Origin of the sequence: Anabaena sp. 90 (genome assembly GCF_000312705.1) — a bacterium.
GTDB lineage: Bacteria > Cyanobacteriota > Cyanobacteriia > Cyanobacteriales > Nostocaceae > Dolichospermum > Dolichospermum lemmermannii.
Map to the genome: position 1 here is coordinate 578,683 of NC_019439.1, position 23,081 is coordinate 601,763.

Annotated in this window: 18 protein-coding genes; 3 read left to right on the forward strand and 15 right to left on the reverse strand. The window is 37.5% G+C overall.

Annotation, left to right across the window (positions count from 1 at the left end):
* Nucleotides 1-13 precede the first annotated feature (13 nt).
* The 3 genes from ANA_RS21420 to ANA_RS21430 all read right to left on the reverse strand — a co-directional run bounded on the left by ANA_RS21420 (nucleotide 14) and on the right by ANA_RS21430 (nucleotide 4,059).
* Nucleotides 14-1,612, reverse strand: a complete 1,599-nt coding sequence (locus ANA_RS21420) for an Hsp70 family protein (protein ID WP_015083512.1) — start codon at nucleotides 1,610-1,612, stop codon at nucleotides 14-16.
* Nucleotides 1,613-2,006: 394 nt separating this feature from the next.
* Nucleotides 2,007-2,612, reverse strand: a complete 606-nt coding sequence (locus tag ANA_RS21425; protein WP_015083513.1) for an exopolysaccharide biosynthesis protein — start codon at nucleotides 2,610-2,612, stop codon at nucleotides 2,007-2,009.
* A 577-nt stretch (nucleotides 2,613-3,189) separates the two neighbouring features.
* Nucleotides 3,190-4,059 (reverse strand): lipid kinase, encoded by an 870-nt coding sequence (locus ANA_RS21430; RefSeq protein WP_015083514.1) that lies wholly within the window; start codon nucleotides 4,057-4,059, stop codon nucleotides 3,190-3,192.
* Between the two features lie 418 nt (nucleotides 4,060-4,477).
* Here ANA_RS21430 and ANA_RS21435 point away from each other — a divergent pair, with 418 nt between their 5' ends.
* Nucleotides 4,478-5,611: an SAM-dependent methyltransferase gene (locus ANA_RS21435; RefSeq protein WP_041458597.1), complete on the forward strand. Its 1,134-nt coding sequence runs from the start codon at nucleotides 4,478-4,480 to the stop codon at nucleotides 5,609-5,611.
* 107 nt (nucleotides 5,612-5,718) lie between these two features.
* Here the strand turns inward: ANA_RS21435 and ANA_RS21440 are convergent, their stop codons facing one another.
* The 11 genes from ANA_RS21440 to ANA_RS21490 all read right to left on the reverse strand — a co-directional run bounded on the left by ANA_RS21440 (nucleotide 5,719) and on the right by ANA_RS21490 (nucleotide 20,228).
* Nucleotides 5,719-6,561 carry a nitrate ABC transporter ATP-binding protein gene (locus ANA_RS21440; protein ID WP_015083516.1) on the reverse strand — a complete coding sequence of 281 codons (843 nt, stop codon included), beginning with the start codon at nucleotides 6,559-6,561 and terminating at the stop codon, nucleotides 5,719-5,721.
* A gap of 72 nt (nucleotides 6,562-6,633) precedes the next feature.
* The gene (locus tag ANA_RS21445) at nucleotides 6,634-8,637 is read right to left on the reverse strand and encodes an ABC transporter ATP-binding/substrate-binding protein (protein WP_015083517.1); all 2,004 of its coding nucleotides are present in this window, start codon (nucleotides 8,635-8,637) and stop codon (nucleotides 6,634-6,636) included.
* 178 nt (nucleotides 8,638-8,815) lie between these two features.
* Nucleotides 8,816-9,655, reverse strand: a complete 840-nt coding sequence (ntrB, locus tag ANA_RS21450) for a nitrate ABC transporter permease (RefSeq protein WP_015083518.1) — start codon at nucleotides 9,653-9,655, stop codon at nucleotides 8,816-8,818.
* A gap of 101 nt (nucleotides 9,656-9,756) precedes the next feature.
* Complete coding sequence (locus ANA_RS21455; protein ID WP_015083519.1) at nucleotides 9,757-11,118, reverse strand: CmpA/NrtA family ABC transporter substrate-binding protein; 1,362 nt, start codon at nucleotides 11,116-11,118, stop codon at nucleotides 9,757-9,759.
* A gap of 659 nt (nucleotides 11,119-11,777) precedes the next feature.
* On the reverse strand, nucleotides 11,778-12,614 hold the full coding sequence (locus tag ANA_RS21460) for a carbohydrate ABC transporter permease (RefSeq protein ID WP_015083520.1): 837 nt from the start codon (nucleotides 12,612-12,614) through the stop codon (nucleotides 11,778-11,780).
* On the reverse strand, nucleotides 12,611-13,513 hold the full coding sequence (locus ANA_RS21465; RefSeq protein WP_015083521.1) for a carbohydrate ABC transporter permease: 903 nt from the start codon (nucleotides 13,511-13,513) through the stop codon (nucleotides 12,611-12,613). The genes ANA_RS21460 and ANA_RS21465 overlap by 4 nt, the downstream gene beginning before the upstream one ends.
* 106 nt (nucleotides 13,514-13,619) lie before the next feature.
* Nucleotides 13,620-14,870, reverse strand: a complete 1,251-nt coding sequence (locus ANA_RS21470; RefSeq protein ID WP_015083522.1) for an ABC transporter substrate-binding protein — start codon at nucleotides 14,868-14,870, stop codon at nucleotides 13,620-13,622.
* Nucleotides 14,871-15,372: 502 nt separating this feature from the next.
* A complete protein-coding gene (locus tag ANA_RS21475; RefSeq protein WP_015083523.1) occupies nucleotides 15,373-15,945 on the reverse strand; it encodes a hypothetical protein in 573 nt (190 codons plus the stop codon).
* A gap of 219 nt (nucleotides 15,946-16,164) precedes the next feature.
* Nucleotides 16,165-19,032, reverse strand: coding sequence for a glycerol-3-phosphate acyltransferase (locus ANA_RS21480; protein ID WP_015083524.1), 2,868 nt, complete (start codon nucleotides 19,030-19,032; stop codon nucleotides 16,165-16,167).
* A gap of 133 nt (nucleotides 19,033-19,165) precedes the next feature.
* Nucleotides 19,166-19,306 carry a hypothetical protein gene (locus ANA_RS27200; RefSeq protein WP_015083525.1) on the reverse strand — a complete coding sequence of 47 codons (141 nt, stop codon included), beginning with the start codon at nucleotides 19,304-19,306 and terminating at the stop codon, nucleotides 19,166-19,168.
* A 304-nt stretch (nucleotides 19,307-19,610) separates the two neighbouring features.
* On the reverse strand, nucleotides 19,611-20,228 hold the full coding sequence (locus ANA_RS21490) for a hypothetical protein (protein ID WP_015083526.1): 618 nt from the start codon (nucleotides 20,226-20,228) through the stop codon (nucleotides 19,611-19,613).
* Nucleotides 20,229-20,425: 197 nt separating this feature from the next.
* Here ANA_RS21490 and ANA_RS21495 point away from each other — a divergent pair, with 197 nt between their 5' ends.
* Together ANA_RS21495 and ANA_RS21500 are read left to right on the forward strand one after the other, a co-directional pair.
* Nucleotides 20,426-20,974, forward strand: coding sequence for a pentapeptide repeat-containing protein (locus ANA_RS21495; RefSeq protein WP_015083527.1), 549 nt, complete (start codon nucleotides 20,426-20,428; stop codon nucleotides 20,972-20,974).
* A 405-nt stretch (nucleotides 20,975-21,379) separates the two neighbouring features.
* The gene (locus ANA_RS21500) at nucleotides 21,380-21,601 is read left to right on the forward strand and encodes a hypothetical protein (RefSeq protein ID WP_015083528.1); all 222 of its coding nucleotides are present in this window, start codon (nucleotides 21,380-21,382) and stop codon (nucleotides 21,599-21,601) included.
* Between the two features lie 6 nt (nucleotides 21,602-21,607).
* Here ANA_RS21500 and cobJ read toward each other — a convergent pair whose 3' ends face one another.
* Nucleotides 21,608-23,050, reverse strand: a complete 1,443-nt coding sequence (gene cobJ, locus ANA_RS21505; protein WP_015083529.1) for a precorrin-3B C(17)-methyltransferase — start codon at nucleotides 23,048-23,050, stop codon at nucleotides 21,608-21,610.
* Nucleotides 23,051-23,081 lie beyond the last annotated feature (31 nt).

The following is a 23,081-nucleotide window of genomic DNA, read 5'->3' on the forward strand; positions in this document are numbered from 1 at the left end:
CCCCAAAGGTAAGTTAAGTTAATTTGGCTACAAGTTGATTTTCTAATAGGATGTTATTTGTTAATAAGTCCTCAACAGTAATTCTTAAAAACCGTTGTTCATCAACTTGAAAATAGATTTTAATGCGATCGCTTCCCGGAAATCCTGGAGGTTTAAGTTTGGCAATTTTACTGGCATTTACTGTATCATTGAGAGGCTTAACAGTAGTTGCACCATGATCAAGCTGACGAGTAATTAAGCGGTCGCCCTCAAAGTATATCTCTGTTCCACCTGTTTGAGCGCCCAATTCCCCAATAATTAACTCAATGCTGGGTTGATTTTCCACAGAAGCACCCAAAACTAATTCTACGGGTTGAGTCATGGGGTAAGGTTGTCCAGTTTTAATAATTGGATGCCAACTATGACGTTGATTGCGGCGATCCCAATAACGCACACCGTAACTATGATAAAGATAGTCTTTAATTTCTATCCCTTGAGTTATTTGTAACGCCCCTTGAGCGATTGCTTCAAAAGGCAATTGACGGCGGATTTTTTCTGGTTCAAAATATTGTTCTATCCATGCTTGCACTACGGGCAACTGTACAGTTCCCCCAACTAATAATACTGCATTAATATCATCAATTTCTATACCGTAGCGTCGCGCTTGCTGTAATAGCGTCATCATTACATCATGCAGTTTATCAAAAAATCCGTTTTCCTGCAAAATATTTTCAAAGGTGTAACGATCAAGATCCATTTCATAACTTTCAAAAGTTTGATCATGAAAATAAACTTCACTAGCTTTATCTTGGTGAGATAGCTGAATTTTCAACTGTTCCGCTAGTCGCGCTGTAAGAGAACTAACTGGCAATCCTTGGGTTTTAGCAAAGTAATCTACTATCCAATTATCAATATCAGTTCCGCCTAGATTTTGCCCTGCTTTTGCTAATACACGGGCTGTTTTAGTCTTTTGTTGAGAATTTTCACCCAGATTTTTATCACCCCATTTGAGAAGAAATCCTAAAGGTTTAGTCTTGGCTTGTGTACCTTGATCTAAACTCACTAAAGATAAATCTAAAGTTCCACCACCAAAGTCAACGACTAAGAGAGTTCCTTGATCTGTTAAACCATACCCCAAAGCCGCAGCAGTGGGTTCATCCAACATCCGCACCTGTTCGACGGCTAATGATTGACAAACTTTCCCTAACCAGTGACGATAGGCTTCAAAACTATCTACTGGTACGGTTAAAACCAAGGAATCTATTCCCCCTTCTAAAGGTGCTAATTCTGCAATTACTTTGCTTAAAAACCATGTTCCTATTTGTTCAAAGCTAATGTTTTGTCCATCAAGTTCCGGTAAAAAACCCTGGATATCTGCACCAATTCCCCGTTTAAAGTTCCGGAAGAATCTGGTGTCAGTTTTCAGATCCAAACCGCGATCGCGTACCTGTTGTCCAGCTATAATTTTACCAAGGCTGGCATTTTCTACATAAACTAAGCTGGGAATCAGTGGAGGATTAAGAAATTGTTGCGTTGATAATCTGGGTAGATTCAGGGTTTCTGCTTGTTGGGTGACAGAATTCCAACGAGTGATAACTGTGTTACTTGTACCGAAATCAATAGCGATCGCCATATTCTTTGATTATTTAAGTCAGGTATCCAAATAAATATCTAACATACCTCTAAGATACAAGGTTGGGTTGAGGTACGTTCACGAAGTGTGGCGAGGCCATAACCCAACATGAGCGTCGGGTTGCGCTGTTGCTTAACCCGACCTACAAAAAATGGACAAGGTATTGATATTGGATATTAAGTTTTTTATAGTTTGTGACAAAACATACTTTCTCGAAAGGATGAGAATACAAAATTGAAAGTTATACAGAAATTATCCGGACATAACAGAATCAGCCGTGGATACTCAAATAGTAGATGCACCTTAATTAAACCATTACCCTTGGCTTGTGCCTAAGGGTTTTTTTCTTTGGGATTTATATCTTAACAAATTTTGATCAGGAATGCCAAAAATTTTATTTGAACATAGCAGGCAGTAAGTTGGGGGCTAACCATAATGCATAACCAATAAAACCAAATAGCATAGTAATCAAGAGAGTAGCAATATAGCTAATACACATTAATAAACCATCAGATTCAATAGTAGCAACTGCCAAAAGTAAAATCCCCACAGTCGGAATGGGATTGGTAAAGGGAATGGGGGAAATTAGTAGTATTGTTAACCAAGAGATGCACAGCCCGTTAAATCGCCAAATTAAAGGATGATTGGCGACTTTTTGTAGTCGGGGACGGGCAATTTTTTCTAATACCCTAGTCACGCGACGCAGATTTTGTAAGATGATTTTAGCGAAGGCGTTGGGAAATTTATAGTTAGCGATTTTCTTGGGTAGCCAAGGTGTTCTCCTCCCTAAAACCATTTGCAATGATAATAATAGACAAGCACCACCTAAAGGACTGGTTAAGCCTGGAGGCATGGGAAATAGAAAAGGTAATACTAGTAATGTGATTACTAAGCTAAAACCCCGTTCGGAAGTTTCCGCTAGGATATCACCTAAAGTTAGTGGCTGTTCACTTAAACGTTCTAGAAGGGATTTAATTTCTTGAGAAAAGCGCAAATTCATAACTATGATTTTAATGATTTTTCTGATTCTTATGATACAGCAAAATTCAGGAGTGAAACCCGTTGGATGCTTCCTTGTTGACAGATAGGAGTTTTGATTTTCATTTTTTACCTTGTTTAGTGACCATCTCCTGTTTAATTACATAAATAATAGTTAAGATATCATTAAATAAATCATATCAATCAGTTAAGATATCATCAAATAAATCATATCAATCAGGTAAATCATAGTTGAATTTTCATTTTTTACCTCGTTTAGTGACCATCTCCTGTTTAATTACATAAATAATAGTTAAGATATCATCAAATAAATCATATCAATCAGGTAAATCATAGTTGAATTTTCATTTTTTACCTCCTTTACTGACAATCTCCTATTTAATTACATAAATAATAGTTAAGATATCATTAAATAAATCATATCAATCAGTTAAGATATCATCAAATAAATCATATCAATCAGGTAAATCATAGTTGAATTTTCATTTTTTACCTCCTTTACTGACAATCTCCTGTTTAATTACATATCCCGTCAAATAAATCATATCAATCAGGTAAATCATAGTTGAAGATGATAGTCATGGGGCTAAAACTGCGATCGCTTGAGGAATCACCCGAAACACAGCGGGAGTATGGGTTGTAATTTCTCCATCTGTGTTAATAGCATGGGGTTTTCTAGTATATATTGTAAATTCCTGACCTTCAAGGGCGCGGACATTCGGCCAATCAATATGTCTACCTTGACGCATAGCCGGAAGTAGGGGAAGAATTTGCCACCAATGATCGATTTCTAAACTATAAAGATCCAGTCTTTGATCGTCTATCGCTGCGTCGTGAACTACAGCCATACCACCACCATAATAGCGACCATTACCCACAGCAATTTGCACAGTTTTCACATGAATTGATTCGTTATTCACGCGAATTTCTGCACTAAAAGGGCGAGATTTCCAAATTACTTGAAATGCAATTGCTGCATAGGCAAATATACCCCAACGCCGTTTAATTTCTTTAGTTAATTGTTGAGTAATTTTTACACTTAAACCCAGACTAGCAACATTAAAAAAATATTTCCCATTTACAGAACCTAAATCAATTCTTCGCAACTTTCCAGAGGCAATAATTTGACACGCTTCCGGTAAAGAGTTGGGAATTGCTAAAGTCCTGGCTAAGTCGTTAGCAGTTCCTAATGGTAAAATACCCAAAGGTAATTGAGTCTCAATTATCGCCTCTATAGTAGCATTAAGTGTACCATCACCACCACCGACAATTACCAAATCTATTTGCTGTTGGTAACGCCGAATCACAGTCCCTAGTTGAGTTGGATGTTCTGTAGATTCTGTAATTATTTCCAAACCCAATTTATTTAAACAATTTATTGCTTCTTGGTAACGTTCTTGCCCTTGACGAGAATTACTATTTATTAACAGTAGTGCGCGAAGACTCATTCTGTCCACCTTTTGTAGTTTATATATCGAATTATTTACATCTATTTCCTGAGAATATCAGCGGCAGATGATCAGAAGGTTGAAACATAACTTGTCATAGAACAGAATACAGTAATATGGTTTTAGCATCAATACCTTGTCCATTTTTTGCTTTGTTGGGTTAAGCGACAGCGCAACACAACCTTATATCTTAGAGGTATGTTAGAAGAAGTTTTCAGTGATTTTACATTTCTTTACACAGTTTGGTTTTATTGTGTTGACTTACTTAATTATCAGCCGTAGTGAATATATATATATATATACTTATTATTCCTCTTTTTTTCATTCTATCTATCCAAAGAAATATCTATTCTTTAATATTATTTTGACTTGGCTTTATTGATATAAAATAGCGGCATCTTTAAAATCCAATATAAACATGAGTTCATCAACAATTTTACAAAACATTGAGAAACATCTTCCCATCGTGGGAGATGTACATACTAAAAGTCCCATTGCTTACAAAGCAACCCGTCTTGCAGTTAGTACAGTTAACGCAGTGCAAATGGCAATAGCCGAGTCTTATATCAACGGATTAGAAGTACCGGATGCTGTGTTGCGATCGCTTTTTGATAGTTGTATGCCTGTCTTTTTTAAGTATTTTCCATCCCTGCTTGTACCCTACGAATGGGTATTAACAGAAACAGACAATACCGCCGAAGGTGCGCGGGATTTAATGAAGATTCAGTACGATTTGCCTCAAGCTATGTTGAATCTCATGTTAGGTGATGGAAAACTTATTTATCCCAAATATAGCATGGGATTGTGGGAAAAAGGAGCAGCAAATCTCGAACAATCACAAATGCAAATGATTGATGATGTAATTGACAAATTAGAAATAAAAGATGGTGATCATATTTTAGATTTTGGCTGTGGTTGGGGCTGCGTAGCAAATTATATTCTTGCCAAATTTCCCAATGTTAAATTCACAGGAATTAACTTGAGTCATAACCAATGTGAATATATGCGTCAGAAAATGCAAGATCCTGAAAGTTACCTCAGTTCCGGTCGTTTTACTCTCTATGAAGGAGATATAAACGATGCCCAATTTGAGACAAAGTTTGACAAAATTCTCTCAATTGGCGTTTTTTGTCATGTGGGTAATTTAACAAAGGCTTTTCAAAAGCTGGCATCTTTTCTCAAGGATAACGGCAAGGTTTTTATTCACATTATCACAGTCCGTACCCCTAATAATATCTCCAGTGTTTTCACTCACAAATACATTTTCCCTCATGGTCGTTACTGGAAATATGACGCGATTCCCAGTCATAATCAAGACCTGAAAACTATTGATAGATGGTATCTTAATGGCTCTAATTACTCTAAAACTCTTACTAGTTGGCTAAAAAACTTTGATGATTCTCAAGCAATAGTCAAAGATTTAGACTACGGGATGGACTATGCCAAATTTCGCCGCATCTGGAGGTTTTATTTAATTTGGTTTGTTGCTAATTTCGCCAGTTGCAATGGTGAATACAACGGTAATGGCCAATATTTAATGGTTCATGCCTAATCTTTGATTTTAGTAGGTTGGGTTGACGTATGTTACCCAACATTATTAAACCTGATGATTAAAGCTGTTGTTGGGTTGCGCTGTTGCTTAACCCAACCTACTAACTACTAACCAACATCATCATGAGCGAAACGATTAAACAAGAAATCTAACGCATAGTTCCGCAATTGATAATATTGAGGATCTTCCATGATTCTCGCTCTATCTCTAGGTCGAGAAAAAGGAATTTCCATCACTTCCCCAATTTTGGCATGAGGTCCATTGGTCATCATTACCAACTTATCAGCCAAAAATAAAGCCTCATCAATATCATGGGTAATCATCAAAACTGTACAACGGTTATCATTCCAAATTTTCAACAATTCCTCTTGTAATTCTTCCTTAGTAATTGCGTCCAACGCCCCAAAAGGTTCATCTAAAATCAACACTTTCGGACGAATAGCTAAAGCCCGCGCAATAGAAACCCGCTGTCTCATCCCCCCAGACATTTGCATGGGTTTCTTTTCCATGGCATCAGCTAAACCCACCATTGCTAAATGATCTCTCACAATAGCCCGTTTTTCGGCTTCTGGCTTAGTGGGATAAACTGCATTTACAGCTAAATAAATATTGTCAAAAGCTGTTATCCAAGGTAATAACGCATAGTTTTGAAATACTACCATGCGATCTGGACCTGGTTTTGTAATTGGTTCTCCTTCTAATAAAACTTGTCCAGTGGTGGGGAAGTTAAAACCAGAAACCATGTTTAATAAAGTTGATTTACCGCAACCAGAGTGGCCGATAACGCAAAGAAATTCACCTTTCTCCACGTTGAGGTTAACACCATCAAGAACGGTAAATGGTCCATTTTTGGTGGGATAAACTTTGCAAACGTCTTTAATTTCTAGGAAAGGCTGACGGCTGATTGTGGTTGTAGCTGTGTTGGTAGATTTCAAGTTACGGTTTTGCATTGTTTAGTAATTGGTAGGAGGTTTCGCGCAAAGGTGCAAAGGAGCAAAGACGCAAAGGAAGAAAGGGTTTTTTTAAGCTGCGGTTCTTCTGGGGGCATCTAGAATGACTTCGGCTATGGAGAAGTCGCGTTTGATTTCTAGGTCGTTAAGATAGGCAATTGGATCATCGGCGTTGAAGGGTTTACCATCAAATAATTGAATGGGTTGACGGGTGTAACTGATATCTAAGCCTAGTTCTCTGGCTGCGGTACTGAAAACGCGGACTCGACAAACTCTTTCAACGATTTCTACCCAGTTTCTGGGGAAGGGAGTGTCACCCCACCGCGCTAATTGAGTCATAATCCAAATTTGTTCGGTGCGACTGGGGCGATTAATGGCAGACTCGGAATAAAATTGGTGATGGGCATATTCCCGCATGGGATGATTTAAGTCACAGGTAGCGTTATTCGGGTTTTCCAGTTGGATATATTCAATATCTGTGCTGACATATTCCTGACTTGCTAAAATTTGGCGAATTTCTTGGGCGTTGGCAAGATCTGCACAATATTGGCAAGCTTCTAATAAGGCTTTGGTTAAGGCAATATGGGTATTTGGATAAGTTTCTGCCCAATCTTCTCGTACTCCTAGAACTTTACCAGGGTGTCCTAACCAAACTTCTAAATCTGTGGCTATGGTAAAGCCTGAACCTTCAACTGCTGCCCGATAATTCCAAGGTTCACCTACAGAATAACCGTCAATAGTTCCACCTTTTAAATCTACTACCATTTGAGCAGGAGGGATATTTTTCATAACCACATCACTGTCGGGGTCAATTCCACCTGCTGCTAACCAATAACGAAGGAGTAAATTGTGCATGGATGCGGGATGAACTACTCCCATTCTGTGTGTTTGTTCGCGGGTTTTTAGGAGATAATTTTTGAAGTCGGATAAGCTATGTACACCTTCGTCATAAAAACGTTTGGCTAAGGTGATGGCGTTACCATTGCGGGTCATTGTCAGGGCGGTGACAACTGGTAAAGGTTGGTTTTTATTTCCTCCTAAACTTAACCACATGGGCATACCTGAGGGCATTTGTGCCGCATCTAAATATCCCCCTGTCATCCCGTCTACAATTCCTCTCCAACTGCTTTCCCGGACTAAATTAACCTCATCCAGACCATGTTTGATGAAAAAGCCTTTTTCTTTGGCGATCGCCAGGGGGGCGCAAGCTGTAATGGGTAAGAAGCCAATTTCTAAATTAACTTTTTCTAAACCATGACGAACCACCGCAGCAGTTTTTCTCGCCCGAATTTTTTTGATGCGTTTTTGTTGGTTGAGGAAGTAAATCATTTCACTTCGCAAGCTGTAGTAACTGGGATGTTTTACTACTTCCATGCGTTTGCGAGGACGAGGAATATCTACTTCTAAAATGTCGCCAATTTTCGATTCTGGTCCGTTGGTTAACATGACAATTCTGTCAGATAACAAAACCGCTTCGTCTACGTCGTGTGTCACCATGACTGCGGTAACTTGATTCTCTTCACAAATTTGCATTAATTGTTCTTGCAAATTCCCGCGAGTTAGGGCATCTAAAGCACCGAAGGGTTCATCTAATAGTAATAGTTTAGGACGAATTGCCAAGGCACGAGCGATCGCAACTCGTTGTTTTTGTCCACCTGATAACATCCCTGGTTGTTTATCAGCATGGGGACGTAAACCGACCATATCTATATGTCTGTCAATAATCGCTTTGCGTTCCGCTGCGGGCATTCCATGTAATACTGAATCTACTGCTAAAGCAATATTTTCTCTCACTGTTCGCCAAGGTAAAAGCGAATAGTTTTGAAATACTACCATTCTATCAGGTCCAGGTTTTTTAATTCTTTGTCCTTCTAAAGTGACTAAACCTTCTGTTGGTAAATCCAAACCGGCAATCATGTTTAGAAGGGTAGATTTTCCACAACCTGAGTGACCAATAAGAGAAACAAATTCGCCTTTTTTAATTTGAAGATCAATACCTTTGAGGGCGATATATTGTCCACCACCGGTTAATTCAAAAATTTTATCAACTTGGTCAACGCCAACAAATATAGACATATTATTTGGTAATGGGTAATGGGTTATTTGTCAGTTGTCAGTTGTCAGTAGGGGCGAAGCATTTGGAAGATAAATTATCGGTCATTGCCAAAAATAGTTCTCCAAATGCTTCGCCCGTACAGTTATCAGTTGTTCGTTGTTATTTCTTTGCTATTAACTAATGACCAATGACTTTTGACTATTTTTGTTCTGCTGGTAAAATCCAGTTTTGTAATGCAGCCATCATTTTATCTAGGATAAGACCGACAACACCAATATAAACTAGTGCTAAAATAACTTCACTAACCTTGTTAGCTTGATAAGCATCCCAAATAAAAAAGCCGATACCCACAATACCAGACATGACGATTTCTGCCGCAATAATCGCTAACCAAGCTAAACCAATGGAAATTCTTAACCCAGTGAAAATATAAGGTAAAGCCGCAGGAATTAAGATGTTCAAGAAATACTCTTTTTGAGAAAGTTGTAAGACTTTAGCAACGTTATTATAATCATTAGGAATCTCTTTTACTCCCACAGCAGTGTTAATTAAAATTGGCCACAGAGAAGTAATGAAAATTACAAATAATGCGGCTGGTTCATTTTGTCTTAAAGCTGCTAAGGAAATAGGAACCCAAGCTAAAGGAGGTACAGTTCTTAATAGTTGAAATAAGGGATCTAAGGCTTTAGACATGGTTTGATTCACACCAATTAAAATCCCTAAACCAATACCCACAATTGCGGCTAAAGTATAACTAATAGCTACCCGTTGTAAACTAGCGAAAATTTGCCAAAATAACCCTTTATCAATTCCTCCCCGATCATAAAATGGATAAAGAATTAACTCCCAAGTTTCTTGAACTACTTGAATAGGTCCGGGTAATGTTCCAGCAATTAAAGAAAATACTTGCCAAATCACCAGGAAAACCACAATAGCAATTGTTGGTGGTATAATTTCCGGTAATTGTTTACTAATAAATACAGATATAGCACTATCAGAATTGTTACTATTACGACGTTTGGCGGTAAATGTAGTCATGATTTTCTCCTAATTTTGTTGATTTTTTGTTTTGTGATTAATCAATTAAATATTGTTGTTGATTGATTTTCTATTTTTGATTTCAGCAAATATTCTCAGTCCTAAATATTGACTTTCTTGATTTTTAAACTCTTTAAATAGGCTGTGGGATTTTCTGGATCAAAAGTTACACCATCAAAGAATGTTTCTAGTCCACGAGATGTATTATTAGGAATATCTGCCTCCATAATTCCTGCTTCTTTAGCAGCTTCGCGCCAAATATTTTCTTTGTTAACTCTGTCTATTAAATCTTTGGCTTTGTTTAAATATTCTGGTGGTAAAAATCCCCAACGAATGCTTTCAGTTAAAAACCATAAATCATGACTTTTATAGGGATAAGACACACTACCTCGTTCATCTTTCCAATACAATACTGCCATTGATTTATCATTAATCACACGACCATTACCCATATCATAATTACCTTGTAGGGAATCTTTCAGGAAGGTTGGTGTTAAATTAAAGTAGTTTCTTCGTCCTAAAATTGCCGCCGCCGCTTCACGGTTTTCAAAGTTATCTAACCATTGTTGTGCTTCCATAATAGCTTTCAAAATGGCTTTGGTTGCTTGGGGATGAGTGTCTACCCATTCCGCTTTCATGGCAAAGTATTCTTCAGGATGATTTTTCCACATTTCTGAGGTTAATACGGCTAAAAAACCAATTTTGTCTTTCACAATTCGATAAGGCCAAGGATCTCCGGTACTGAACGCATCCATTGTTCCTGTTCTCATGTTGGCTACAGTTTGGGCAGCAGATACAGGAATTAATTTCACATCTGTATCAGGATTAATTCCACCTGCTGCTAACCAATAACGTAGCCAAAATTCTTGATTAACTTTGCCAAAAGTAAAGGCGGCTGTAAAGGGATTTTTTGTACTTTTTAATTGATCAAAAACTATTTTTCCACCTTTAGCTAAATCTAGTCCAATTTCTTTACCTGCGTGTTTATTAGCGATCGCAATTCCATTACCTTGAGTATTTAATTGGGCTAATACATACATAGGAATTTTGGTATTTCCTTTAGTAATTAACCCTTCTGTCATTAAATGCGGCATGGGCATTTGATATTGTCCACCATCTACACCTCCACCAGCAGAACCAATTTCGGTATTATCTCGCATTGAACCCCAAGATGCTTGTTTAGCAAGTTGTACATTTGTCATTCCCCATCTTTTAAAAAAGCCTAATTCTTGGGCAATAATTAATGGCGCAGCTTCTACAATAGGAATATATCCTAATTTAACAGTAGTGGTTTCTGGTGTAATTTCTGGTGTTAATTTAACTGCTTCGGCTTGTTTCGCTTGGGCTATACCTCCTGGTTCTGGCGGATTTCCTAAACAACCTTTAAGTAATACTGCACTGGCTGAAACTCCAGCCGTGACGATGAACTTACGGCGAGAAATTTGGTTAAAAAATTCAGACATGAAACATCTCCCTGGTGAAAGAATTTATTTTTTAAACATGAAAATTTAGACAAAGAAATAAATTCTTGGCTTTACTATTGAAATTCCTAGTTATATCTAGGCATTCAAAATTAGCTTTTTATGTAAAAAAGTTAGTTTGTATACTTTGTGATAAACATGGTTTAGTTTCTTAACCTAGTATGAACAAGAGGCATCACTCAGCTAGTAAAATCTAGTTTACAGTGTTTCTGATCAAAGTGATCAATTCTCAACTCGAATTATTAAATAAATATTATATTGGATACATAAGTAAAAACTTATAGTTTGGGCTTAATTTTGTGGAAAGTTTCTAATATATATTGTTTAATTAATGATAATGATTATTTCTAATCTATGGTTTTCGTAATCTTGGGTTTAGTTAATTACAGAAAAAGGACATGAATAGATAATTTTGATGTTAACTATTAAATAAACTCTTCATTCATAGATGAATTTGATGATAACCATTTTTTATAAATTAGGGTTGATACAGCAGACTTCAAGAATAATTGTAGCTTGCTTCCCGCAGCTTGCGTGGCGAAGCCATAGGGTACGCAGATAAACGCAGATAAACGCAGATAGGAAGGGATGAATTAATGGAGTTCATAATTCTGTGCAGTCTCTTGAATTCTGCTGTATTTTCAGCCTTTACCACCGGTAAAGGTAACACCTTGAATTAAGTAGCGGTTAAAGAAAGCATAAATAGCTAAACCTGGCAGAGTAAACACCATTGAAGCTGCCATAATGTAGTTCCAATAGCTGATATATTGACCTTTAAATGTATTTAGTCCTAAAGGTAAAGTAAACATTTCTGGGTCAAAGAGAATCACTACAGGGAGTAAAAAATTATTCCAACTACCCATAAAGACAAAAACCGCTTGTGCGGCTAATGCTGGTTTAGCTAAAGGTAAAACTATATACCTAAAAATTCCCCAGGCATTTAAACCATCCAATTGTCCAGCTTCTTCTAGTTCTCTAGGGAAATTGACAAAAAACTGCCGCATCATAAAAATGAAAGTAGCATTGACCATACTCGGAACAATCATCCCTGGGTATGAATTTAGCCAACCGATGACTTTTAAAATTAAAAATGTGGGAATTAGGGTAATTTGCGCTGGCACTACTAACACGGTCAAAATCAGGAAAAACCAGCACTGTTTACCCCGAAAATGCAATCTTGCGAGGGCATAACCTGCCATTGAGTTAAATAGCAAGTTTAAAATTGTGACAGTAACACCAATAATCACACTATTAAATAACCACCGCCAAAATAAAGGTTCTTGCAGAAATATTTGTTTGTAATTATCGAGAGTAAAATGTTTGGGGATAAAATTAAATTCACCGCTAATAATCTCGGATAGAGGCTTAAATGATGCAGAAAATGCCCAGAGAAAAGGAATTACGGTAATAATTCCATAAACTGTGAGGAAGATATATAACAGCACTTTCAACCAGAAACTACCAAAGATTTTATTCAAATTTTATAACCTCCGAAAAATTGCCTCTGAATTAATGTGAGGATAATAATTACAAATGCTAGTAAAAAGGCAATTGCTGCACCATATCCCATTTGTAAATTCCGAAATACGGTTTGATAAATCAGCAGGACTAAGGTGAGAGTAGCGTTATTTGGTCCACCTGTCCCTCCAGAAAATATATAAGACTGATCAAATAATTGAAAAGTCCCAATTATTCCCATAGCCATGACAAAGAAAGTCACAGGTTGCAATAAAGGCAAAGTAATATAAATAAACTGTTCCCAATTATTAGCACCATCAAGTTCTGCTGCTTCATAAAGAGTTTGGGGAATATCCTGTAAAGCTGCTAAATAAATCACCATAAAAAACGGTGCTGTTGACCAAATATTCATGATCATAATCCCTTTCAAGGCAACAGATGGATCTCCCAACCAATTATAAATAGGCAGGTTGAGAAAAGCCAAAAAATTGTTTAATAGTCCATTTGTGTTATAAATCCACATAAAAATTAGTGTCAAAACTGCTGAAGATGTAACTGTCGGTAAAAAGTAAAGAATCCGCCACCAATTTTTACCATGAATGCCAGAATTGAGTGTCACAGCTAAACCTAAAGCCAAAATAGTTTGGGTGGGAACAACAATAGCCACATATTCTGCGGTATTTTTTAAAGCAATTCCCACTCTTTCATCTGTTAGCAATCTTTGGAAATTACCCAAACCAATAAAACGATAGTTAATACCTCCCAACATTTGAACTTTGTGTAAGGAAAGAAATACAGCATAGAGAATAGGCAAAATTACAAATGTGCCTAAAACTAAAATACTGGGAGTTATGAATAAATAAGCTGTAAAATTTTCTCGAATCTGTCTATTACAGTGATTTTCTCGGAAATGAAACACATTTTTATATCTCACGCAGAGGCGCAAAGTCGCAAAGGAAGAAAGGAATAGAAAAATTAGAGTATGGTCTTTGCAATTAAAGGGGTTTACTGCTGACTGCTAAACTCTACATATCTGCCTTAATTTGTTTGTTTGCTGCATCTTGTGCCTTTAACATTGCCTGTTTTAATGGTTGTTGTCCTAGTAAAACACTAATAAATTGATTATCAAAATTGTTGATAATTGCGGCAGGATTTTTACCTAATTGCCAGGGTGTCGCATAATTAACTCCTGCTACTAATGATGATCTCAGACGGTCTTGATCATAACCTAACTGTTGTGCCACTGATTTACGGGCTGGTAATGCAAATCCTTTAGCTGTCCATTTTTTCATGCCTTCTTTACCTGTTAGAAAAGAAATGAGTTCCCAAGCTTCTTTTTTATGGGGTGCTTGTTTATTCATGACATAAGCAACAGTAAAAACCATTGTGGATTTTTGATTATTAATTTCTGGTATTTCTGCTGTGGCAAATTCTAGTTTGGGAAAGGTTTCTTGTAAATAGGGAATTGCCCAATTCCCTTCAATTACCATTGCTACTTTATTTTGTCCAAACATTTCACTCCCGGAATTTGTGCCGACATCAGATTTTTGGGCGGAAGATCGATCTTTTTGATATTGGTTAATTACTAATTCCAAACCTTGTAATCCTGGATTATTTGCAAAGGTAGCATAACCATTTTTATCAATAATTTCCCCTCCAAAAGCTGTAATTTTGTATGCTTGACGGGCTAATTCAGGAATTTCACCAAAGCCATATTTATTGAGTTTGCCTGTTAATTGTTTTGAATAGCTGCGGAGTTGTTCCCAGGTAGTGGGAGGACTGGTTAAACCCACTTGATTAAATGCTTGTTTGTTATAAAATAGGGCTAAGGTGGAATAGTCTTTAGGTAAACCATAAATACGATTTTGGTAGGTAAAATTCTTGAGTAAGTTGGGTTCTATATCTGTGAGGTCAAATTTGGGTTTAATGTATTTATCAAGGGGTTCTAGGACATTCTGACCCATTAAGAAAGGGGCTTCTAGTGCGTCGAGATAAAATACATCTGGTGCAGCTTCTCCTACTAAGCGGGTTTTAATTACATCCATATATTGATCAGAAATTGCTTCATATTTGACTTTGATCTGGGGATGCTGCTTTTCAAAGTCTTGAATTACCTGTTTTAAAAGTTTTTGTTCTAGAGGATTTCCTGTCCAACCGCTGAGTTTAACGGTAATGAATGGGGGTGGTTTTAGTAATAGCCAATTGTGATAACTAATAATAGCGATCGCTATTATTATTACCAATCCTAAAAAGTTAAATAATCTCTTTTTTCTCACAATTTAATTGAGATGAATTCAGAATTGATGTCAATACTGTTCGGTTAAGAGACAACCCAACAAAAGTCCGTAAATGTTGGGTTTCCTAACTTTAAACCAACCTACCAGATTTAAATACAAAAACCCCACCTCCCCGCAAGCGACGAGGGGATTTAAGATGTATGTTATTTGAGTACATACGATTATAATTTATTTCAAATGCTGGTATGGATCATCTCTCTATGGGATGGGTTTGAGTTCTATATTTTGTTAATGAAATCACGGAAACTAAAATGATAGAAGCTGTAGTAAGTATTTTCTGATCTATTTTCTTAGACTAAAAATTCTACCCAATTTTCTAATAATTCCTCAACATCATATTCATCAGTATTTAGGAAATTGGCAATATCTGTAACTGATATGGGTTGTGTTGTCTGGGCTAAAACTCCTTCATTAAATCAAAACCTGTTGGATAAGTTTTATACTTAAGGTCGCTTATTTGCGGACTTTTGTAATAAAATTTTTATCCGACCATTTTTAACTCTCCAAAGACATCATTCATCTCTTGCTCAATTCTCTTCAGTTTTAGCTGTATTTTATTTTTAAATTCAGCATCTAGTGTTTCATTCAATTGGTTATAAACTGCTTCATAATCAATTTCTAAAATTGCGAAACGTTTTTCCAATTCCCTGACTTTAATTTCTTGTACTCGATTAAAAGAACGAGAAGAATTTATTGGTTTTTGCTGCATGGCTTGATTTGAAAAATCCCCAGTTTCCACTAACACAGTTATAGGCATCCTAAATGCCGCTTTGACTCCCTTTCGCTTTTTCTCTGCGGGTACAGCCATACCCACAACTTCCTGTAATGGTTTATCCCACACAGGAGAACCACTAAAACCAAGCTCAATCTGATATCCAGGAACTTTAATGGCTTCTATCTGGATCGAGCGAGTAGCTTGGGCATCAAGCAGTTCACTATTTAACACAGTTGTAGGCATCCCAAATGCCGCTTTGACTCCTTCTCGCTTTTTCTCTGCGGGTACAGCCATACCCTTCTGAACGAAGTGAAGAATCTCCGAGATATGGCACTGCATTACGTTATCCTCCTTATAACATCAGTTCATGTTTCATCAGTTTTCCGGTATCATTTGGTGCTTTACGCTACCACTAACGCACTCTAAGTATTTGCTCTTTGAACTTATGTTGGCAGGTATAATGACAACTCTGAACTAAATTACCTGATATTCCATGACCAACCCTCGTCAAGTTGCCTTTATCGCCCTCAAAGAAGCTTATGCTGGTGTTGCTTTAGACTATTGTATTTCCACCGTCCCCTTATAGCCATCAATGCGAACTTCCTGACCATCTTGCAGCAAATACGTCGCACCACGCACATCCATAACAGCAGGAATACCGTATTCACGGGCGATAATTGCCCCGTGAGAAAGTTTACCCCCAGCTTCAGCAATTAAACCCCCAGCTTGCACGAGGATAGGGGCCCAACCGGAATCTGTGTAAGGAACTACAAGGATGGTGTTTTTATCAATATCATGGGCTTCTTGCAAAGTTCGGACTACTTTCACCCGTCCTTGAATTTGTCCTTGACTAGCAGGAATACCTAATAAAATGTTGTCAGAGGGATCAATTACCGGGGCAATGGGGTGAGGAGGATTATAACCGTAAACTACGGCGGGAATTTGCGTAATTTGGCTATCTTGGAGAAATTGCGATCGCCTTTTTTCGACTAATGCCAATAAATGATTCCTAAAAGCTACATCTGAATTAATCACTAAATCACGAATTTCATCTAACTGGAGAAAGAAAATATCTCCTAATTGTGTTAATACCCTAGACTCAAGCCAAATCTGTTCCAAAGCCAAAAATGTCCATCGTAATTCAGCTAACAAGCGAGAATAAACTTCCGTTACCCGTCCTTTCAGATCAACTCGTTTTTGCACTAAATTTGCCTGTTCGGGACGGGAATCATCTAAATTTGGCAATTCAGGTGCTTGTAACAACTGGATAAATAATTGTCTAACTATTTGGGGATTTTCTCGCCAAGTGGGAACAGAAATATCTGTACCGACTTCACTTAAATAACCATAATCCTCAATCAATTCGTCAATTTCATCTAAAATTCTTTCCCCTGCGGGCGTTTCTGCCAATTGTGCAAATACTTGTTCTGGTTTAAAATCATAGTTACCAGCTATTAAGATTTGTTTAGCATCCGCAACCAGAAGACGCATAGCTCTTAATGATGCTACCTCTGGGGTGACACTATTATCAATTTCCTCTGTCTTTGCCCCCAAAACCGCTTGGCGAATAGCTGCACTCAAAGGGGCTAAAATACTGTAGTAAGTTCCCCGATGCAATAAGTTGAGAATTAAATCTATTCTAGTTAATAATTGATCTAGTGATAATTCGGCAATGACGACATTTGATAATTGGGTTAATCCCGGAATGAAAACTTGGCGATAATCCGATTTAAAATCTTTGTCTAAATCAATTTCCCGCTTGAGTAACTTTGTTAGTCCTGGTAAATTAGCTAAAGTGGAATTTAGAGCAGGTTTACTCATACTTGCACCTCTAGTCAGAAATTCCAAACTTTCTGGAGGTAATCCCATTTCCAAAAAGATTTCTCCTAACAAGGAAGCATTAAAATAGGCTCTAGAATAATGCAATGTTGCTGTTGTGGCAAAATCTAAGCGTTTAGCACGATCACCCAAAACTATACTAAAAATTTCTCCCCACACACCACAGGTTAAAGGAGAATTAATAGACCAAGTTAAGGGGTGAATAACTCCCGGAATTACCTCAGCGGCGATTTTCCTTGTCCATAAGGGTAAAAGCGTAGTGATTGGTCTTGCCTGTAATACCCACAGATTTTGACCATCATAACTCCATTCAATGTCTTGGGGAATACCCAAATAACGTCTTTCTAAACGACGGGCTAGGTATGCAACTTGCTTAATTAATGCTTGGGGAACTTTCCCATTGCCTTCAAATTGCAGACAAGACAATTTTTCATCACCAGCAACCACGACTAGATATTGTTCTGGTGTCACTTTTCCCGATACGATTTGCGTAGGACTACCAGATACAGCTTCGATAACTACACCCTCACCCTGTTGAGAAATAGGATCTCGGCTAAAAGCTACGCCAGAGAATACGCTTTGAACTTGTTGCTGAATGAGTACCCCCATTGCCGCATCCTCTGAACTGCTACGACGGCGATATTCGACGGCACTGGGATGATTATAGGAGGCTTGGACTTGAGCGATCGCTTGTCGCAGTTCTGCCTTACTGATCACATTTAAAATTGTTTCATACTGTCCCGCGGCTGATGCCTGTTGTGAGTCTTCCCCAATGGCAGAAGAACGCACTACTAAAGGTGAAAGTTGTGATGGTTGCAGAAAATCAATTAAAGGTGTGGGATCATCATCAGGAGATAATACCCAACCTTTCGGAACTGCATAACCCCAACGTTTAAGTTGCGATAATGTTGCAGATTTAGCTCCTACGACTTCCCCATCTAAGTCATCATCTAAAGTAATAATCTTCTCCTCATGATTTAAATATGCCATCATTGGTTGAGATTCTGGATTTGCTTCCTCAACTGGGAGATTTAAATCATCAGGAATTTGGTTATAAATCCAGTAAATTAATGCCGACAAGGCAAAAGCAGCGATAATTCTGGCTATATCCTGGGAATGGACAATCCCCACAAATAGGGGAAATATGACTAATACCCCTAATTTAATTGTTTCTTTAGAGCGAGTAATCAAAAAGCCAATAGCTGCAAGTAAGCTAACAAAGGCAGCTACCAAAGGATCATGTGCCAGCAATCCCCAAGCGACGTTTGTTGTTCCTGCCCCTTTAGTAGCCACGTATCTACCGATAACCAAGGCAATTAAAGCAATAATTTCGGAGAATGGTTGTGAAGGAAAACAATATTGGGCAATTGTGACAACAGCAACGCCCTTGACGGCTTCAGAGACGACACAGATGCTTCCTGCTAATTTACCACCGTGATAAAATGCCGCTGCAACGCTAATATTTCCTGTCCCCATATTGGCTAATTTTTTACCACTCAGGGCATAAGTAATCCAGGAAATGAGCGGTATTGCCCCTAACAGTGGACAAAAAATTAAAATAATTAAGATCCCAAAAAAATTAATCATTATTTTATAATCTAAAATTTTAGAGCGGAAATTTCTCAGTTTGTTGTTAACAAAAATAACTATTTACTATATAGGACACTAGAGAGCAATGGTAGTCTTACTTGCTAGTGTCCTGAATTGTTATTCTCGGAATCTATCCTAGTGCATAAGCACCAGTAAGCGCCCATAGAATCAGTCCAGCAATTGATCCTAAAAGTACCACAGTGGAGATGGTAATTAGTTTAGGTGAATCTGCACCTTCAAATTTCATAATTCCGCGATTTAAATCGGACATTGTTTTCTAAGCCTCCTTGATTACAGGGCTAATCTGTCCGTTCTGATTTTAATCCTTCTGTTGCCAGATGGTGTTAAATTCTCATTACGATTTTTTTCCAGCTTGGCTACAGCAGGTAATAGCGGATTTATTTTTTAATTGTTTGTGCTGTGACCATGAGAATTAGTGTTTATTTCTTTCTCTATAGAGAAATTGAGAAGTTGCATAAATTAAAATTTGATTTATCTACTTTTTACCGAATTTAATAAACTAAATCATAGCCCCCTCCTCGCAAGCGGGGAGGGGTTCTTTATTGCCGAAAAGATTAATTATCCTTAATCCAAAGTGCTAAACCACCACCACGACCACGGGCAGCAATCAAGTTTTCGGTAATTAGAAAGAAAGCAAAAAAAGGTAATTTAGCTATAGGTTGGTTATCAAAGTTCCCACTTTCAACTTTACCAGAGCGAATTTGTTTATTGACAAACATCCAATTAAATAAACTAATTTGCATTTGGGTAAAATCAAAAGCCAATAAATTCTTTTTTCCTAAATATTTTATTGGTCCTGTGAGTTTCAATAAAATCCCTCCCAATTGGACCTGATTAGCAATTTCCCCCTTTCCTAAAGTCTGTTCTTCTGTGCTACTAAAACAAAGATGAATTTTCGTAAATTTCGGGACATACCAACCCTTACCTAAAATAATTCCGCCCCGGTTTCTAACTTTTTTAGTCCCAGTAGCAAAACAAAGTCGCCATTTACCACCCAGAGATTCAAAAGGGTAATTTAACTTTTGTAGCTTTGCGGTTTTTTCCGCTTCCAGCAACGCATTTACTATTACTTCAGCCGAGGGAACTTGACTTCCTTCCCGATACGCAGTAGCAGTATGGGATAAGGAGGTGATAAAGTCAGAAGGGGAATGAGATATTAAATTAGCTGTCATAAAAGTATTATTGATGTAAGTATTGCTATGTTTTTTTATAACCTAACTAAATTCTAACGTTTATTTAATTAGCTTCTTAATTAGAGTATAATGAATATACGATTTTTAGCTAATAATTTTAGTCGCTAGAAACTCAAGTAATTGTTTGTGGTTTGGGAAGTGTAATAACTCACCTGTAGATATAAAGAGGTGGAATAATGGACACTAGAAAACTCCTGAAGTCATATAAATCAGGAGAAAGGAATTTCTCTGGCATAAATCTGCACCAAGCTAAGTTAAATCATGTTGATTTGAGAGGAATAAATTTAGAAGCAGCAGATTTAAGCGGTGCTGATCTTAGTAGGGCAAATTTAAGCGATTGTAATCTTAGTAGAGCAAATTTAACTAATGCTGATTTAAGTAGAGCAAATTTAGAAAATGCAAACTTAAGTGAAGTCAACTTAATTGGTGCTGATTTAACCAGAGTCAGCCTCAAAAAAACTAACCTGAGTCGTGCTGATTTGCGAACTGCAAATTTAACTTCAGCAAACTTGGTAGGTGCAAACCTTAGTCAAGCAGAAATGAGTGGTGCTGACTTTACCGGTGCAAATCTCCATAAAGCCAATTTAATTGATAGTAATATCAATGAAGCCGAATTAATGGGCGTTGATTTAACAACAACTATCATAACTGAACTTGAGATAACTGGAGAAATTTTGCATATAGGTTTATCCCATAAATGGATAACTTGGGCTGGTAGTTATTGATATTTTGACAACCTGGCAAAATCAATATAACACCAATTTGAAAAAAGCATGAAATAAATAGATTAACATAGGCGGGGTTACTCGCCTTTTATGTGATCATAATTTGTATTATTTGAGATTTTTAATTTATTTAAATAACACTTCAATTTTTGTCTTACCTTCTTCCTATCTCCTTTCTGCCTCCGCGCCTCTGCGTGAGATCTAAAAATGTGATTCATTTATCTAAAAATGCCTGTAAAAAGCTGACAAGAATTTTTAATAAGTAAAATGTCCGCGAGGGCGGACATTATTAGGGCTTCTGTCACTTTTATTGGCTACAATCATGTCTGGAACATGATGTTTTTATTGTTGATGATCAGAATAAAAAAATCAAGTCTTTTTCCGATATAAACTAGACATAATTAAGTGGATTATATCTTAGAGGAGTCAGGAGTCAGGAGTCAGGAGTCAGGAGAAAGAAAGAAGAAGGAAGGAGAAGGAAGGAGAAAGAAGGAGAAAGGAAAAAGGACAAAAGAGAAAGAAAGAAGAAGGAAGGAGAAAGGAGAAAGGACAAAAGAGAAAGAAAGAAGAAGGAAGGAGAAAGGAGAAAAGAAGGAGAAAGGAAGAAGGATATTATTATTCAGATAAAAAACATCATTCTTCAGAGTTATATCTGCGGGAAGTATAAACCCAAATATGATTATCCTGCTGAATTTGTCGCGTGTGGGAAGAACCGATAATAATGACAGTTCGCATATCTGCTAATGCTGGTTCTAACTCTTCCAGGGTAATTACCTTAACTTCTTCTCCCTTCCTCCCTAGATTTCGTCCTAAGACGACTGGGGTATGAGGTTTGCGGTGTTCCATTAAAATCTTTTTCGCGGCTGCTAGTTGCCAAGTGCGTTCTTTTGATACAGGATTATAAAAAGCAATCACAAAATCACTTATAGCCGCAGCGGTAATGCGTTGAGCGATAATTTCCCAAGGTTTTAAAATGTCAGAGAGAGAAATCACACAAAAATCATGCCCCAAAGGCGCACCAATCCTGGCTGCTGCGGCTTGCATAGCAGAAATACCAGGAGCGACTTGAATATCAATTGTTTGCCATTCTGGTTGATGATATTGCTCTAAAACCTCAAAAACAGCCGCTGCCATTGCGTAAATACCGGGGTCACCGGAAGATACAACTACTACATATTTTCCCTCTGCGGCTAACTCTAAGGCCTGATATGCCCTTTCTGCTTCTACTCGATTATCTGATTCATGGACGCGCTTACCATCGGCAAGATGTCCAATTAAATTAATATAGGTTTTATAACCAACTAAATCCGTTGCTGCTGCTAGAATTTCTTTTACTTGCGGTGACATCCATTGAGATGCACCTGGACCTATACCAATAATAGCTAATTTTCCCTGGGGTTGTCCTGTGGTGGGGTTAATAATTTTAGTTGATATGGCGATCGCTATCTTGGCAGGATGATACACTAAACAATTAGAGCTAGGATTGCCCAAATTTTCGGTAACTTGAATAATTAACTCACCATTTTCATCAATAGGTAAATTACTCTCACTCAACCAAGGTGCTGTTCCCTCTAACCTAACTTTTCCCCCCGCTAATAAATCAGCAATAAATTTTTTCCCATGTTCTGGGTTAGCTAAATGATATCCAGAGGGAGGAGACAACAAAGCAGTATGAAAGCGGATATCTCCTGTGGTGGTAATTGCTGGTTTTATATTAAGTGCTTCCCCGACTTGACGCGCTAAATCATTAACACCATTTAAACCACCCAAAAGTGGAACTACAGCACTACCATCTTCCGCTACAGCTAAAACTGGCGGTTCTTGTCCTTTGTCAGTCAATAAAGGTGCAATTGTTCTAATAAGAATACCAGCCGCACAAATACCAATTATGGGTGTACCAGCGGCGAATAATTCTCGCACAGTTTCGCCAAAATTGCTAAAGCTAATATCAACATCATGAGTACGATTAACTAAACCATATAGTTTCGCACCTGGTAAGACATTGGTAATTTTTCGCCCCACCATAACGCTATTCTGACTCAAAACCACAACCGCAGGGGCTACCCTTGTATTCATAGAAAATCCTAATCCTGTAAACCCTTAAACC